Raw genomic sequence first — 14,542 nt, forward strand, 5'->3', positions numbered from 1 at the left:
GACACATGTCACAGCCACCAGATTCACCGAACCGAGACGCGGCGTTCGTGTACGACCAGGGACCAGACGAGCGAGCGAGTGCTGCGGTCGTCGCCGCGGTCGCTGAAGCCACCGGAGAATCCCCGCTCGAGATGGCGCGACTCGGCACGGTCGTCGACACGGATGCGCTGAATATTCTCTTCGACAGCACGAGCGACGACCCGTCGCCGACGACCTTTACCTTCGAGTACTGTGACGTCGACGTCACGGTGACGCCGTCCGAGGTTCTCGTGGACTCGTGAGGCGCGGGCGACGCTTCCCCCTATTGCCGCCTGGTCTGTCACCAACGTTGTTGATACTGCGCGATTATCACACGATGATACACAGAAAGGGTCGGGGTTTGCTACGCCGTGAGAACTGTCGGTGGTCCTATGGGGGTGGAGGGTCTTACGTGGCCCATGCGATTCTCGCAAACAGACGGTGGAGACCATACCAGGCGGATTCGGTCCGACGAGACGCCCATCGAGGCGATTGTCCAGGCGCTGGAGAGCGTTTCGGGACGTGCGCCGGACGACCTGGCCCCGCTGCACAGCGCCGTCGAGACCGACGCGCTGGAGCGGCTGTTCCGCAGCGCGAAAGACGAACCGGTCGCGCCGTTTCGCCTCAGCTTCACCTACGACGACTACGAGGTCTCCGTGAATCGCTCGACGGTCCGGCTGACAGACCTGTCCGACCGTCGCATCTCGTAGCCGGGCCTGGCCGTCGGCACTCGACCGAGGGTGGCAGTTGCGTTCTCAGATTGCGGCGAGCACCTGCCAGACGACGAAAAGCGCGCCGGCACCGCTGAGAGTGCTGAACACGGCGTGTCGTCGCTGCGTGTCTGGCTGGGGACCGCAGGCGACCTCGCCGTGGCCGTGGCCGGAGCCACCGCCGGAACACTCCGGAATCATGTCGATGGCGACGTGTGCGAACACGCCGGTGGAGACGCCGTAGAAGAGTGCCTTGATGACCGATCCCAGTGCAGGCGTCGAGATGGACAGGGGGATAGCCACGAGGCCGACGGCAGCGGCGGGCAGGGCCATCACGACGAGCGGGAGGTCGTCGCGGTCGAGTGTCTCCGCGCCGCTGAACCCCGCCGGGAGTTTGTGAGCGACGATTCCGTAGCCGAAAAGCGGCGTGAGCGACGGGAGGGTGCCGTAGACGACGCCCATGATACTCCCCGCGAGCATCGCGTGCACCGTCAGTTCCGCCACGGTACCGTTTACCGGCAGGCTGCGGTGTGAGAGATGGTGTCCGAGTTCGTGCCCGGCGTAGCCCGACAGGTAGCCGAAGGCGATGGCGAATCCGCCGTACTCGGGATGTTGCAGGATGGCTTTCGGTGCCAGGAGCGCGGCGGCGCTGGCGAGCATCGCCCCGCTCGTGAGCCCGTAGGCCCACAGCCGTCGCAGGGGCGTGTCCAGGACGCTGTACTGCTGGATACCGACCCCGGCCACCATCGCCACGAACGCGAACAGCACGATTCCGACCAGCTTCGTCCGGCCGTAGAGGAGGCCCCCGCCGAGGGCTGCGACGAAGACGAGGACGGCTGCGAGGCCGAGGCCGGTCGCGACTCGATGCCGCGTCGGTCCGGGACGCTCGACCGATGCATCTGTCGTGTCTATATTGGGCACATTTAACAATATTAACTACGCACTTGTGAACGTGTTGCTGGTCACTACCAACCGGGCACGGCGGCAGGTCCCCGCCGTGGGTCACTCGTCGGGAGTCGACTCGTCGCCGAGCGTCATGCCGACGTACTGTTTGACCAGGGTGGCCTCGCCCATCCGGAGACGGTACGACAGCGTCGACTGTGGGACGTCGAGTTCCGCGGCGAGTTCGTCGATGGTGACCTCGCGGGGCCGCTGGTAGTACCCGCGTGCCACCGCCTCGACGAGTGCCTGTTCCTGCACGCCCGAGACGTCGGCTTCGAGGACTCCCAACCCGTCCCACTCGACGGCGTCGCCGATGTGACCCAGTTCGAACCGGACGCCATCGCGCAACGCGGCGGATATCCGGTCGTAGACGAGCCCCACCTGGTCGTCGGAGGGCATCAGCAGTCGCCAGGACTCGACGCCGTCGTGGTAGTGGACGTCGGCCAGCGTGCCGGCCCCGAGTTGCGAGCAGACGATTGTCTGGACCGTCTCGGTGGTCGCCTCGTGTTCGACGGGGATGTAGAGCGTCCGGTCGCCCGACCCGGTCGCGAGCGGGAAGGCCGTTCCCGGCGACGTGTCCTGGCGTGGCTGCACGCTCTCGGGGCCGTGTGCGCGCTCTCGAAACGCCGCCTCTGCGCGTTCGACGGCGTCGCTCGGGCCGCTAATCTGGAGCACGCGGAGATAGGACCGAGCGCCGGTGCAGACGTCGATGGCCGACGCCGACAGGTCCGAGTGGTCGTGAAAGAGCCGCATGACGTCGTCCTCGGTCTCCTCGTAGTGCAGCGAGAAGGTGAACTCCCGCAGCCGCGCGGTGCCGTCAGAGGCCATCGCCGCCCTCGGCCGCGGGCCTCTCGCGCCGCCCGTCGGTCGGTGTCGTGCTGGCCGGGGTCATGGCCCCGCCTCTCGACCGTTTGCGACCGGCGCGCCGACGGTGTTGCCCCACTCGACCCACGACCCGTAGTAGTGACGGACGGCGTCGAAGTCGAGGAGTTCGTGAAGGGCGACCCACGTCAGTGCCGACCGTTCACCGATGCGGCAGTACACCACGATGTCGTCGTCGGTGTCGAGACCGGCCTCCGCGAAGACCGCCCGCATCTCCGCCGCCGGTTTGAACCGGCCCGTCGGCTGTACGACCCGACTCCACGGGACGTTGATTGCGCCGGGGATGTGGCCCCCTCGCTGGACGCTCTCGTTCCAGCCCGGCGGCGAAAGGATTTCGCCCCGGAACTCCGCGGGTGCACGGACGTCGACGAGGTGCTCGTCGCCCTCCATCGCGGCGCGAACGCCCTCGCGGTCGATGCGAATCGAGTCCTCGACGCCGCCGATACGGTACGACCGCTCGGCGTACGACGGGACCACGTCCGTCGTCTCTCGGCCGCTCGCCAGCCAGATGTCACGGCCCCCGTCGAGCAGTCTGACGTCCCGATGGCCGTAGTACCGCAGGAGCCAGTACGCGTACGCGGCGAACCAGTTCTGCGTGTCGCCGTAGAAGACGACCGTCGTCTCGTCGGTAATTCCTCGCGTCCCGAGCAGGCGCTCGAAACGTGATTCCGACGGCACGTCGAAGACCGTCGCGTCGCGGAGGTGCTCCTGCCATTCGAGCGTGACAGCGCCGGGAACGTGCGCGTCCCGGTACGTCTCGGGGTAGGCGTCGACCTCCACCAGCCGGTACTCGGGGTCGTCGCGACCGAACGCTTCGAGTCGCTCGTCCACCCACTCGGGGGAGACGAGCGCGTCGACCTCAGCTGTGTCCATCGGTCCACCGTAGGCGCTCTCGCACCATCTATGCTCGGTGTCGCCGGCCGTCCCTGTCGCTTCGAGCAGTCGACGCAGAGGCTCTCGTCACCGGGTCAGCGCTCCTCCCCGGCGGTGTCAGTCTGCTGGTGACTCCCGTCGGCGGTCCCGACGCGTTCCAGCGCGACCCCGGCAATCCCGGCGGCCACCATCCCGATACTCAGTGCGCGAATCTGCCTGATGTAGCCGGGGTCGGGTTCCAGCATCTCCGTGTTCTCGAAGTTCTGTGACAGCATTCTTCGTGTCAGCTCCGCGCCTGCCCGCGGTGCAATCGCCGTGACGACGCCCTGGACGACCGCCGCCACGGCGGCCATCTTCCGACAGTTCGGTCCACGCATCACACCGCGACGTAGGGTAGCTGCCCTCATTAATATTGTGAAGATTGCCCACTACAAACACTGTTAACTCCACCCTCCACACCCATCAGACGCGGGGCAGTGACTGGCACTCACCGGATAGTCGTCTCGCTACCGCCTGCGCTACACACCGAGTGTCTCCCAGTTCCGGTAGAGGCCGACGCCGAACCCGAGGACGATAGCTCCGACGCCGGCTTGCCGTGCGACCGTACCGAACTCCCCCGCGCTCAGCGCGACGACGCCGCGGACCGCCAGTATGCCCGTCAGAATCACCACGAGACTCAGTACCAGGTGCCTGGTCTCCATACCCCCGCTCGGGGCTCCGCGTTCGAGACGGTTCGCTTGGTCCTGGCCAATCCAGAACCGGGGTCCCTCCAGCGGTTTCGCACTGCGGTCGTTGGCGTAGACCAACGGACGCCCTACAGATGACGAGCGACTACGACCGGTGTATGTCCCCATCGGAACTGCTCGCAGCGCTCCGGGACCGGAGCGTCGACTGCCGCTTCTGTCTCGGCGCGGCCGCGATGCTGTTGCTCGCGACTGTCGCTATCGTCTACGGCCTGACCAACCAGGACACCGTCACCGCCGTCGGTGCCCTCCTGCTGGTGCCTGCGGCGGTCCTGCTCGCCGCGCTGGGGCTGTCCGACCGCGAGGGTCGCGACAAGAGACGCCCGTCCTGACGACCGGAGCGACCCGACCGCGAACGCGACGGGCGTCGTCAGGAGAGACGGGCCCGCACGAGCACGTCGACGTTGTAGAGGAGGAGACCGACGGTGAGCAGCGTCGCCGCGAGGTAGACGACGAGCTGTGGCGGCCCGGAGGTGCTGCCGGCGATTGCCGCCCCGGCGAACCCGACGAACATGATTTCGGCCCACGTCACGAGTATCCGGGACAGCAGCGGCTTCGAGAGCGAGTTCGCCGCGGGCTCCGTGCCGTCGCGGGACCGCCGCTGGTCGTCGGTGGCCATCGTCAGTACCCCTCCGACGGCTCTATCGGTCCGCTGAACGCCGTGTAGAGCACGACGAAGTACGTCGCGACCAGCGGCAGGAGTATCGCGGCACCCAGGGACATGAGATTCAGCGGCAGGGTGGAGACGATCGCCTCACCGACGGAGGTTCCGCTCGCCGGGTCGACGGTCGGGTACAGCAACAGCGCGACGACTGTCGCGAGCCCGTAGGTCAGGCCGGCGCTGGCTGCCAGCGCTGCCACGTCACGGCCCTGCCTGAGCAGGACGACGTAGCCGCCGGCCAGGACGAGCGTCAGCACGACCAGCCCCAGCACTGCCGGGCTGGTCAGCGTCGGCACCAGTCCCGGCCGGGTGAGGCCGAGCGCGACGAGCGTCAGGACGACTGCGACCAGGTAGGCCGCGATGGCACCCTCCCCGTACCGCTGGAGGTCGGCGTCCATCCCGGCTCGCGTCTTCACTTGGAGGAAGGCGACGCCGGAGACGACGGTCAGCGCGACGACGGTCAGTCCCGTGAGCGCCCCGCCGAGGGTGAGGGCCGTCGTCGCGCCGAGGAGCCAGTTCCCGACGAACACGCCCAGCAGCAGCGGCGCGCCGACGCTCCCGGCGACGAAGGCCCGGCCCCACCAGCGCTGCCACGTCTCGTCGTCCCGCTGCTCGTACATCTCGGGTGCGAGCCCGCGGAGGATGAGCGCCCCGAGGACGCCGAACAGCAACAGGTAGTGGCGGCTGAACAGCCCCGCGTACACGGACGGGAACGCGGCGAAGAGGGCGCCGCCGAAGACCACGAGCCAGACCTCGTTGCCGTCCCAGAAGGGGCCGATCGCGGCGAGAATCGTCTCCCGGTCCGCCTCCGAGTCCCGCGTCGCGAAGACCGCCCCGGCACCGAAGTCGAACCCGTCCAGGAACAGGAAGGTCCCGAGCATCACGAACAGCAACCCGAACCACAGTTCCGGCAGGGGGAGGCCGAAGATGGGGCCGGCATCGAGCCAGCCGAGGTCAGTCATCGTTGGTCACCCCCGCCGGCGGGACCTCGCGGTTCTCGTCGGGGACCTCGACCGAATCGAGTTCCTCGTCGCCGGGCGGCCCGTTGCGGATGATGCGGACGACGACGTAGCCATACAGCGCCAGCAGTAGCGCGTACACGACGACGAACCCGACCAGCGTCAGCGTCGCTTCCGCCCCCGTCAGCCCGGGCGAGACGCCGGCGCTCGTCTTCATCACGTCCTGGATGACCCAGGGTTGCCGTCCCACCTCGGTGACGATCCACCCGACTTCGACGGCGACGATGCCCAGCAGCGTCGACCCCATCAGCGCCTTGTGCAACAGGTCGTCTTCGAGCAACTGCCCTTTCCACCACCGGTAGCCGCCCCAGAACGCCAGGAGGATGAACCAGAACCCGAGGCCGACCATGGCGCGGAACGCCCAGAAGACGATGGCGACAGGGGGCGCCTCGGCGTCGAAGGAGTCTAACCCCTGTATCTCGGCCGACGGATCACCCCCGCTGGCGAGCCAGGAGGCACCGCCCGGAATGCCGAGGCCGAACAGGTCCTTCGCCCGCGGGTCCGTGATATCCGCCAGGTCCGTCGGCACCGCGATGAGGTACTCGGGGACGTACGATTCGGTCTCCCAGACCGCCTCCATCGCGGCGAACTTCTGTGGCTGGGTCTCCGCGACGTGGCGGCCGTACATGTCGCCGTGGAGCACCTGGAGCGGGGCCGTGATGAGCAGCGCGACCAGGGCGATTTTGAGGGTGGTCTCCCAGAAGTCGACCTGTTCGTTCTGGTAGCCCCAGACGTGGTGCCGGAAGACGTAGTAGGCCGCGATGCCGGCCATGAACAGCGCGACCGACTCGACGGCCGCGTTCTGCATGTGGACGTACATGTAGCCAAAGCGGGGATTGAGGTAGGCGGCGATGGGGTCCGTCAGGTGGACGACCGCCTGGCCGCCCTCGTTGACGACTTCGAACCCGCGCGGTGTCTGCATCCAGGAGTTGGCGATGAGAATCCAGACGGCCGACAGCCAGGTCCCGACGGCGACGGCGACGCTGGAGACGAAATAGAGCGCGTTCGACACCCGGTCGCGGCCGAAGACGAAGATGCCGAGGAACGTGGCCTCCAGCATGAAGGCCATCATCCCCTCGACGGCCAGCGGCCCGCCGAACAGTTCGCCGGCGGCGGTCGAGAAGGCCGCGAAGTTCGTCCCGAACTCGAACTCCAGGACGATTCCCGTCACCGTCCCGACGACGAAACTGATGGCGAAAATCTTCGTCCAGAAGCGCCGCAACCGCTCGTAGATCGGTTTCCCCGTCCGGATGTCCTTCCAGGTGAAGTAGACGAGAAACGGTGCGAGCCCCATGCTCATCACCGGGAAGATGATGTGCACGATGGTTGTGACTGCGAACTGTAAGCGACTGGCTATGACTGGGTCGAGCATGACTTGGGATGCTGGGGCGGAGTGCTTGCTGCGCGACTCACCTCGGCCTAGCCGAGGGGGGCGAGTAAACGTTGAGTTGGCCTGTACCAACCCGTCGGAGCGCCTGTCAGCCAGTTGTTAGGGGTGCGGCGCGGCCCGCCGATAGACGGTTCTGGCACCGGCCGCTCTGTCCACCTCTCCCTGGGGTACGTTCTTCAGGCGATTTCCCGTAGTGGTTAGTATGGCAACACGAGTCCTCGTCCCGATGGACTACTCCGACCTGGCCGAGAAGGCGCTACGGACGACCCTCTCGCTCCATCCGGATGCAGACATCACCGTCCTCCACGTCATCGACTTCCGGTCCAGCGACCTCGGCCCCGGCGGCTGGGGGGACGAACCCGACGAGTTCGACCAGTGGCTCGCGAAGGCGCGCGAGCACACCCACGAGTTGCTGGCCGACGCCGAGGCCATCGCCGCGGAGTACGACGTGGACATCGCGACCGACTCTGTCGTCGGCGAAGATGCGAGCAGCATCCTCGAATACGCCGAGGACAACGACGTCGACCTGATTATCCTGGGGAGTCACGGCCGGTCGCTCCCGGCCCGCATTCTCATGGGCGGCGTCTCGGAAACGGTCGTTCGCCGCGCCCCCGCCCCGGTCATGGTCGTGCGCTGACGGGTACGGGTCGGGCGCGAGATGAGCATCCCTTTTTATTGCGGGTCGAATGGTCGTGTAATGGGCAAGACACACAATCACGATGGCCCTCGGCCCGCACTGCTGGAGACGGTCTTCGAGACGTCGCCCGAGGCGATTCTGTTTCACGACGCGGACGGCCGCATCGGCCACGTCAACGAGCGGGCCAGCCAGACGCTGGGGTACACCCGCGAGGAGTTGACGTCGATGCGCGTCACCGACGTCGAGGCGGCCCACACCGACGACGAGTTGCGCTCGCTCTGGCGGGACCTGGACGCCGACGACCGGGAGACCGTCGATGGAACGCATCGGCGCGAGGACGGCTCGACGTTTCCCGTCGAGGTGTCGCTGCGAAAGACGACAGTCGCGGGTGAGGTCCGGTTCGTCGCCATCTGCCGGGACGTCGCCGAGTACGAGCGACGCGAGACCGAACTCGCGCGCACCCGCGGCGGCTTCGACGATATCTTCCAGGCTGTTCCACACCCGCTGTACGTACTCGACGTCGAGGATTACGGGATTCGCCGGGCCAACTCGAAGGCCACCGCACAGGCGGGACAGACCTGTTACGAGGTCACCCACCAGCGCGATCGGCCGTGTCACGAGGGCGACGGTGCGACCTTCCCCTGTCCGCTCCGGGACGTCGTGGAGACGGGCGAGCCCACGACGGTCGAACACACCCACTACGACGACGAGGGCAACGAGCGCGTCCACGAGGTCCACGCAGCACCCGTCTTCGACGACGAGGGCACCGTCGTCAGACTGGTGGAGAGCCTCATCGACGTGACCGACCGCAAGGAGTACGAACAGCGCCTCAAGGAGCAGCGCGACAACTTAGACGTTCTGAACCAGGTCCTCCGGCACGACGTCCGCAACGACCTCCAGCTGGTGACGGCCTACGCCGAGATGCTCGCGGAGTGCGTCGAGGGCGACAAGCAGGAGTACGTCCAGACGGTGCGTGAAAGCGCCGACCACGCCATCGAACTCACCACGACGGCCCGGGACATGGCCGACGTGATGCTCACGGACGAGGACGTCGTCCAGTCGGTCAACCTCCGGACCACCCTGGAGAGCGAACTCGACGAAATCCGTTCGACGCACCCCGCCGCGCTCGTGACCGTGGACGACAACCTCCCGGCCGTGCAGGTCCGCGCCAGCGACATGCTGGACTCGGTGTTTCGCAACCTCCTGAAAAACGCCGTCCAGCACAACGACAAGGAACTGCCCGAAGTCACCGTCTCGACGACCGTTCGAGCGGACGCGGACGCCGTCGTCGTGCGCATCGCCGACAACGGACCGGGTATCCCCGACGGACAGAAAGACGAGATATTCGGCAAGGCGGAAACGGGACTGGACAGCAGCGGAACGGGCATCGGCCTGTATCTGGTCGAGACGCTCGTCGAAAACTACGGCGGCGCGGTCCGTGTCGAGGACAACCACCCGGAGGGGTCGGTGTTCGTCGTCGAACTCCAGACAGTGTGAGCGACGCCCCCGACACGGCGTGAGACACCTGGCACCTACTCTTGATTGTGGATATTGTGAAATACTCAGATAACGTACGGAGAGGGGAGAGACCCTGCGCTGTCAGAGGCACTCGTCTCTCCCCCCATCCTCGACAACTACGGGGACCGACATAAAGTTCGGCTCCTGTTCCCAAACTGCAAGACCGGGGGCTCGCACCGGGCGTGAACACGTGCGAATGCGGCTGGAGCGGACTCCACCTGTTGACCAGCGCACCGAGACGCCGCTCCGAGCCACAGGCCGCCGTCGGACTGGTCAGGATAGCAGTCTGCCGGGGCCACCTGATACTCCTCGCCGCAGTCGATTAATCCCGCCGTTGGCACAGGACAACTTTCCGCTGCCCGCTCGCGGGACGCGGTCACCTTCCGGGACCGCCCGGCGACGACTGCCGACGCCGGCGTGCGGTCGAAGCCGACACCTTGCGACCACTCTCCTCCGGAGGAGTATGGCGCCGCGGTGACGCCCTGGATACACCTCGGCGCGTACACTTTCTTGCCGAATACTGCACCATTCCCTGGATAATGTACCGAACGAGCTATGTATTCTACCAATGTAACGTTCAAACAAGGAGACATCAGATGGACACACTCGACGACGAGCGCGTATATCGCGAGTACATCGAAGCGTCTCCGGTCGGGATATTCGTCGTGAACAGCGAGGGCCAGTACGTCGACGTGAACTCGACGGCCTGCGAGATGGTCGGGTACTCGAAGGACGAACTCCTCTCGATGTCCGTCACCGACCTGGGCGTGACCGACCAGGAGGTCCCGGAGGAGGAGGAAACCCTGGCGGAACTCAGGGAGTCGGGCAACGTGCGCACCGAGGCGACGCTGAGACATCGGGACGGCCACGGCGTGGACGTGATTTTCGACGCCGTTGCGCTCGACGACGACCGCTTCGTCGCGTACTGCCAGGACATCTCCACGCGCAAGGAGTTCGAACGCCGCCTCAAGGAGCAGCGTGACAACCTCGACGTCCTGAACCAGATGCTGCGCCACGACATCCGCAACGACCTCCAGCTGGTGACGGCGTACGCGGAACTGGCCGACGAGGCCTGTGACGACGAGGGCACTCACGAGTACATCGAGACGATTCTCCAGAACGCACACCACGCCGTCGACCTGACGATTACGGCCCGGAACATGGCCGACCTGATGCTCCGGTCGGAGGACGAAATCCAGTCGCTCTCGCTCCGGAGCGCGCTCGAAACCGAAATCGACGAGGTGCGGTCGTCGCACCCGCACGCGGTTATCACCGTGGAGTCGGTCATCCCGAACGTCCGCGTCCGGGCCAACGACATGCTGGATTCGGTGTTTCGCAACCTCCTGAAAAACGCCGTCCAGCACAACACCCGCGACGTCCCGGAAGTGACGATCGACGTCACGGAGTCGGAGCGTACAGTCACCGTCAGAGTCGCCGACAACGGACCGGGCATCCCGGACGAGCAGAAAGAGACTATCTTCGGGAAGGGCGAAGCGGGACTGGACAGCCAGGGGACCGGTATCGGACTGTACCTCGTCCAGACGCTCGTCGAGTCCTACGGGGGCGAGGTCCACGTCGAGGACAACGACCCGGACGGCGCCGTCTTCACGGTCGAACTCCCGATAGCCACGTGATTTGCCTTCTCGGGCGCCACCACACTCCGTCGGTCCCGACGGGGTGACGTCCCCGGTCGCACCACGAAGTTTTGTACCGGGGCCGGTGCAATCAGTAGCCATGACCGAGGCGAACGCGTCGCTCGACGACCTCGACAGGCGAATCATCTACGCGCTCCAGCGGGACGCCCGACACACCTCGGCCAGCGAGATTGCTGAATCGCTGGCCGTCTCGGCGCGAACGGTGCGAAACCGCATCAACAAACTCGAAGAGAACGACGTCATCCGGGGCTACGACGTGGACGTCGATTACGAGGCGGCGGGCTACCAGTTGCACACGCTCATCGTCTGCACGGCCCCGATTCACGAACGCGAAGAGATCGCCAGGCGCGCGCTCGACGTGCCCGGGGTGGTCGCCATCCGGGAGGTGATGACCGGGGCGGACAACGTCCACGTCGAGGTCGTGGGCACGGACAGCAACGACCTCAGCCGCATCGGTCGCGACCTCAACGAGATCGGCCTCGAAGTGGTCGACGAGGACCTCATCCGCAACGAGTACACCCGCCCGTTCCACCTGTTCGGTCCCGACGCGGCTGCCACTGACGACCCATCCTAATTCTGAGGGCGGCGAATATGGCAACTTAATTTTCCGATACGGAATTCAGACCTAGATATTTATCTATATCCGGAACTATTGTTGACCTGGTGACGATGTCCGACGACAGCACTCCGTCATCTTGACGCGTATGGTGTGCCGATGACGGCCTCCCCCAGTGCGGCCTGTCAGCTCAGAACTCGCCTGTCGCGCCATCGTCGCCTTTGCATACGCACTCCATGACGCTCCAGACCACCATTCGGCGCACGCTCGCCCGGACTCCGGGACCGCCAGCGCTACTGATTGTGAGCGATTCCCACGTCGGCTCGACGCTCGCCGCGGAGTTCGAGTCGACCGCTGCGGTCACGCTCGTCACAGACCACCACGGCGTCGCCGGCCAGGCACCCGACGGCGTCCGCGTCATTACCGGCGAGGTGACGGACCGCGAGACGCTCGGCGACGCCGGCGACGCGCTCGCCGCGGTCGTCGCCCTCCGGGCCGACCGCCGGGCCGTCCTCGCCACGCAGTTGCTGCGCAACGCACTGGACATCCGGGACGTCGTCGTCCTCGTGAACGACCCCCAGCGACACGACGTCTTCGACAACATCGGTGTGGCGACAGTCTGCGTGTCGAGTCACCTCTCGACAGAACTCCGCCAGGCGCTGGAGACCTCTCTCTCGACGTTCGAACCCGCCCACTGATGACGAAGGACCTCGAACGCGACCTCGGGTTACCCTCGGTCCTCGCCATCAGCATCGGCGCGATGATTGGCAGCGGCATTTTCATACTGCCGGCGCTCGCCCTGGAAATCGCGGGCCCGGCCGTCGTCCTCGCGTACCTCCTCGCCGGACTGCTGGTCGTTCCGGCGGCGGTCTCGAAATCGGAGATGGCGACGGCCATGCCGGAGGCCGGCGGGACCTACATCTACATCGAGCGCGGGATGGGACCGTTGCTCGGGACGGTCGCCGGCGTCGGCACCTGGTTCTCCCTCTCGTTCAAGGGCGCACTCGCGCTGGTCGGCGGCGTGCCGTACCTGCTCTTGCTGTTCGACCTGCCGCTCAAACCCGTCGCGCTCGGCCTCGCGGCGGTCCTGATACTCGTGAACCTCTTCGGCGCGAAACAGACCGGACGGCTGCAACTCGCCATCGTGGTGGTCATGCTGGCCGCGCTCGGCTGGTTCGCCGCCGGGAGCACCTCGCGGGTCCAGCCGACCAACTTCGGCGGGTTCTTCGATGCCGGCCTCGGCGGCCTCGTCGCTGCCACGGGGCTGGTCTTCGTCTCCTACGCCGGCGTCACGAAGGTGGCGAGCGTCGCCGAGGAGGTGGAGAACCCGGGGCGGAACATCCCGCTCGGCATCCTGGGTTCGCTCGTCTTTACCACGTTGCTGTACGTCTTCATCGTCGCAGTGCTGGTCGGCATCACCGACCCGGGAACGGTCGCCGGCTCGCTGACGCCGGTGGCCGTCGCGGCCGAGGTGACGCTCGGGCAGGCGGGCGTCGTCGCCGTCATCGTGGCGGCCGTCCTCGCGCTGATCTCGACTGCCAACGCCGGCATCCTCTCCTCGTCGCGGTACCCGTTCGCGATGAGCCGGGACGCGCTGGCGCCGCCGTCGCTGTCGACAGTCAGCGAACGGTTCGGGACGCCGGCCAACGCGATTACGCTGACCGGTGGGATGCTCCTCCTTCTCATCGCCTTCGTTCCGATTCTCGACATCGCGAAACTCGCCAGCGCCTTCCAGATACTGGTGTTCGCCCTCGTCAACCTGGCCGTCCTCGCCTTCCGCGAAGGGAGCGTCGAGTACGACCCCGACTTCCGGTCGCCGCTGTATCCCTGGCTCCAGTTGTTCGGGGCCGTTACTGGGCTGCTCTTGCTCACGCAGATGGGCACCGTCGCGCTCACCGGCGCGGTCGTCATCATCGTCGGGAGCGTCGTCTGGTACCTCTGGTACGTCCGCCCCCGCGTCTCCCGGGAAGGCGCAGCGACGACCGCCCTCCGCCGCCGGGTCACACGGCAGGCGCTGGCCGACGTCACGTCGCTCTCGGCAGCCAACGGCACCGCGACCGGCGGGCAGGAGACTGACCGGACTGCGGTCGCACAGCCACGGTCCGAGGCGACTCCAGAGGTCCTCGTCGCGCTCACGAGAGGCGTCGACGACTCGCGTGCACGCTCGTTGCTCGCACTCGCCGCGGACATCGTCCGGCCACGCGACGGCCGCGTGGTCGCCGTCCGGTTCGAGGAGGTCCCCGACCAGGTCCCGCTGACCGACGAGGCGACCGTCCAGTCGGCGGCAGACCTCTCCTTCGAGCGCCGAATCGAGTCTCTCGAACCGGAACTCGGCGTCGAGGTGGAGGCCGACGAAATCGTGAGTCACGACACGAAACACGCACTCGTCAACGTCGCAGCGGAGCGGGGGGTAGAGACGGTCGTGGCCGAACACGAACCGCTCCGCGTCCGCTCGCGGCTGGTCGGCGACCCCATCGACTGGGTCGTCAGGCACGCGCCGTGTGACGTCCTCCTCGTGGACAACCTGGGCTACGACAGCCCGGAGCGCGTCGTGGTCTCCGGCGGGAGCGGTCCCTACCCGCCGCTGGCAGTGAACGTCGCGGAGGCAATCGCTGTGGGCAACGACGGGACCGTGGGGCTCTGGCAGCCCGGCGGCAGCGACGGGGAGGATCCCGCCGACAACCTCGGCGAGTACCGGTCGACGCTGTCGCAATTGCTCTCGGTCCCGGCGGAGACGCACTCGCTGCTCTCTGACGGCGGCGCGCTGAAGCGCCCGGACGTCCACGTCCGCCCGGGGGATCCGCACAGAATCAGGGACCTGCTCTTCGCCGACCGCCCGACGGTTCCGAATCCTGGTTGCACGACCGTCACCGTGCATCCCCAGCCGTCCCGCCACCCGTCTCTCGGGCGGCGGTTCCTCGAATGGGCCTTTTTCTGA

The 14,542-nt window shown here is 66.7% G+C and carries 17 protein-coding genes; 9 read left to right on the forward strand and 8 right to left on the reverse strand.

The window, feature by feature from the left end; all coding sequences use genetic code 11:
- Positions 1-5: 5 nt before the first annotated feature.
- Both WDJ57_RS15360 and WDJ57_RS15365 read left to right on the forward strand, forming a co-directional pair.
- Positions 6-281 (forward strand): HalOD1 output domain-containing protein, encoded by a 276-nt coding sequence (locus WDJ57_RS15360; RefSeq protein ID WP_338901727.1) that lies wholly within the window; start codon positions 6-8, stop codon positions 279-281.
- Between the two features lie 156 nt (positions 282-437).
- Complete coding sequence (locus WDJ57_RS15365) at positions 438-728, forward strand: HalOD1 output domain-containing protein (RefSeq protein WP_338901728.1); 291 nt, start codon at positions 438-440, stop codon at positions 726-728.
- Positions 729-773: 45 nt separating this feature from the next.
- Here the strand turns inward: WDJ57_RS15365 and WDJ57_RS15370 are convergent, their stop codons facing one another.
- The 5 genes from WDJ57_RS15370 to WDJ57_RS15390 all read right to left on the reverse strand — a co-directional run bounded on the left by WDJ57_RS15370 (position 774) and on the right by WDJ57_RS15390 (position 4,126).
- On the reverse strand, positions 774-1,649 hold the full coding sequence (locus WDJ57_RS15370) for a ZIP family metal transporter (protein ID WP_338901729.1): 876 nt from the start codon (positions 1,647-1,649) through the stop codon (positions 774-776).
- Between the two features lie 81 nt (positions 1,650-1,730).
- Positions 1,731-2,498 (reverse strand): helix-turn-helix domain-containing protein, encoded by a 768-nt coding sequence (locus tag WDJ57_RS15375; protein ID WP_338901730.1) that lies wholly within the window; start codon positions 2,496-2,498, stop codon positions 1,731-1,733.
- Positions 2,499-2,558: 60 nt separating this feature from the next.
- Positions 2,559-3,425, reverse strand: coding sequence for a sulfurtransferase (locus WDJ57_RS15380; RefSeq protein ID WP_338901731.1), 867 nt, complete (start codon positions 3,423-3,425; stop codon positions 2,559-2,561).
- Between the two features lie 95 nt (positions 3,426-3,520).
- Complete coding sequence (locus WDJ57_RS15385; protein WP_338901732.1) at positions 3,521-3,802, reverse strand: hypothetical protein; 282 nt, start codon at positions 3,800-3,802, stop codon at positions 3,521-3,523.
- Positions 3,803-3,943: 141 nt separating this feature from the next.
- The gene (locus WDJ57_RS15390) at positions 3,944-4,126 is read right to left on the reverse strand and encodes a hypothetical protein (protein WP_338901733.1); all 183 of its coding nucleotides are present in this window, start codon (positions 4,124-4,126) and stop codon (positions 3,944-3,946) included.
- Between the two features lie 119 nt (positions 4,127-4,245).
- On the opposite strand from WDJ57_RS15390, the gene WDJ57_RS15395 reads away from it, so the two are divergent.
- Positions 4,246-4,500 (forward strand): hypothetical protein, encoded by a 255-nt coding sequence (locus WDJ57_RS15395; RefSeq protein WP_338901734.1) that lies wholly within the window; start codon positions 4,246-4,248, stop codon positions 4,498-4,500.
- A gap of 38 nt (positions 4,501-4,538) precedes the next feature.
- Here the strand turns inward: WDJ57_RS15395 and WDJ57_RS15400 are convergent, their stop codons facing one another.
- The 3 genes from WDJ57_RS15400 to WDJ57_RS15410 are packed head-to-tail and all read right to left on the reverse strand — an operon-like array spanning position 4,539 to position 7,220.
- Complete coding sequence (locus WDJ57_RS15400; RefSeq protein ID WP_338901735.1) at positions 4,539-4,787, reverse strand: hypothetical protein; 249 nt, start codon at positions 4,785-4,787, stop codon at positions 4,539-4,541.
- Between the two features lie 2 nt (positions 4,788-4,789).
- Positions 4,790-5,791, reverse strand: coding sequence for a cytochrome d ubiquinol oxidase subunit II (locus WDJ57_RS15405; protein ID WP_338901737.1), 1,002 nt, complete (start codon positions 5,789-5,791; stop codon positions 4,790-4,792).
- Positions 5,784-7,220: a cytochrome ubiquinol oxidase subunit I gene (locus WDJ57_RS15410; protein ID WP_338901738.1), complete on the reverse strand. Its 1,437-nt coding sequence runs from the start codon at positions 7,218-7,220 to the stop codon at positions 5,784-5,786. The genes WDJ57_RS15405 and WDJ57_RS15410 overlap by 8 nt, the downstream gene beginning before the upstream one ends.
- Before the next feature lie 220 nt (positions 7,221-7,440).
- On the opposite strand from WDJ57_RS15410, the gene WDJ57_RS15415 reads away from it, so the two are divergent.
- From WDJ57_RS15415 to WDJ57_RS15440, 6 genes are all read left to right on the forward strand, one after another.
- Positions 7,441-7,875 (forward strand): universal stress protein, encoded by a 435-nt coding sequence (locus tag WDJ57_RS15415; protein ID WP_338901739.1) that lies wholly within the window; start codon positions 7,441-7,443, stop codon positions 7,873-7,875.
- Positions 7,876-7,935: 60 nt separating this feature from the next.
- Entirely contained in the window at positions 7,936-9,372 is a 1,437-nt protein-coding gene (locus WDJ57_RS15420) for a PAS domain S-box protein (protein ID WP_338901740.1), read from the forward strand.
- Between the two features lie 617 nt (positions 9,373-9,989).
- Entirely contained in the window at positions 9,990-11,027 is a 1,038-nt protein-coding gene (locus WDJ57_RS15425) for a two-component system sensor histidine kinase NtrB (RefSeq protein ID WP_338901741.1), read from the forward strand.
- Positions 11,028-11,127: 100 nt separating this feature from the next.
- Positions 11,128-11,622: an Lrp/AsnC family transcriptional regulator gene (locus tag WDJ57_RS15430; RefSeq protein WP_338901742.1), complete on the forward strand. Its 495-nt coding sequence runs from the start codon at positions 11,128-11,130 to the stop codon at positions 11,620-11,622.
- Between the two features lie 284 nt (positions 11,623-11,906).
- A complete protein-coding gene (locus WDJ57_RS15435; protein WP_338901744.1) occupies positions 11,907-12,302 on the forward strand; it encodes an NAD-binding protein in 396 nt (131 codons plus the stop codon).
- Complete coding sequence (locus WDJ57_RS15440; protein WP_338901745.1) at positions 12,302-14,542, forward strand: amino acid permease; 2,241 nt, start codon at positions 12,302-12,304, stop codon at positions 14,540-14,542. Before WDJ57_RS15435 ends, WDJ57_RS15440 begins: the two co-directional genes overlap by 1 nt.

It is taken from the genome of Salinibaculum sp. SYNS191, from assembly GCF_037338445.1.
Lineage (GTDB): Archaea > Halobacteriota > Halobacteria > Halobacteriales > Haloarculaceae > Salinibaculum > Salinibaculum marinum.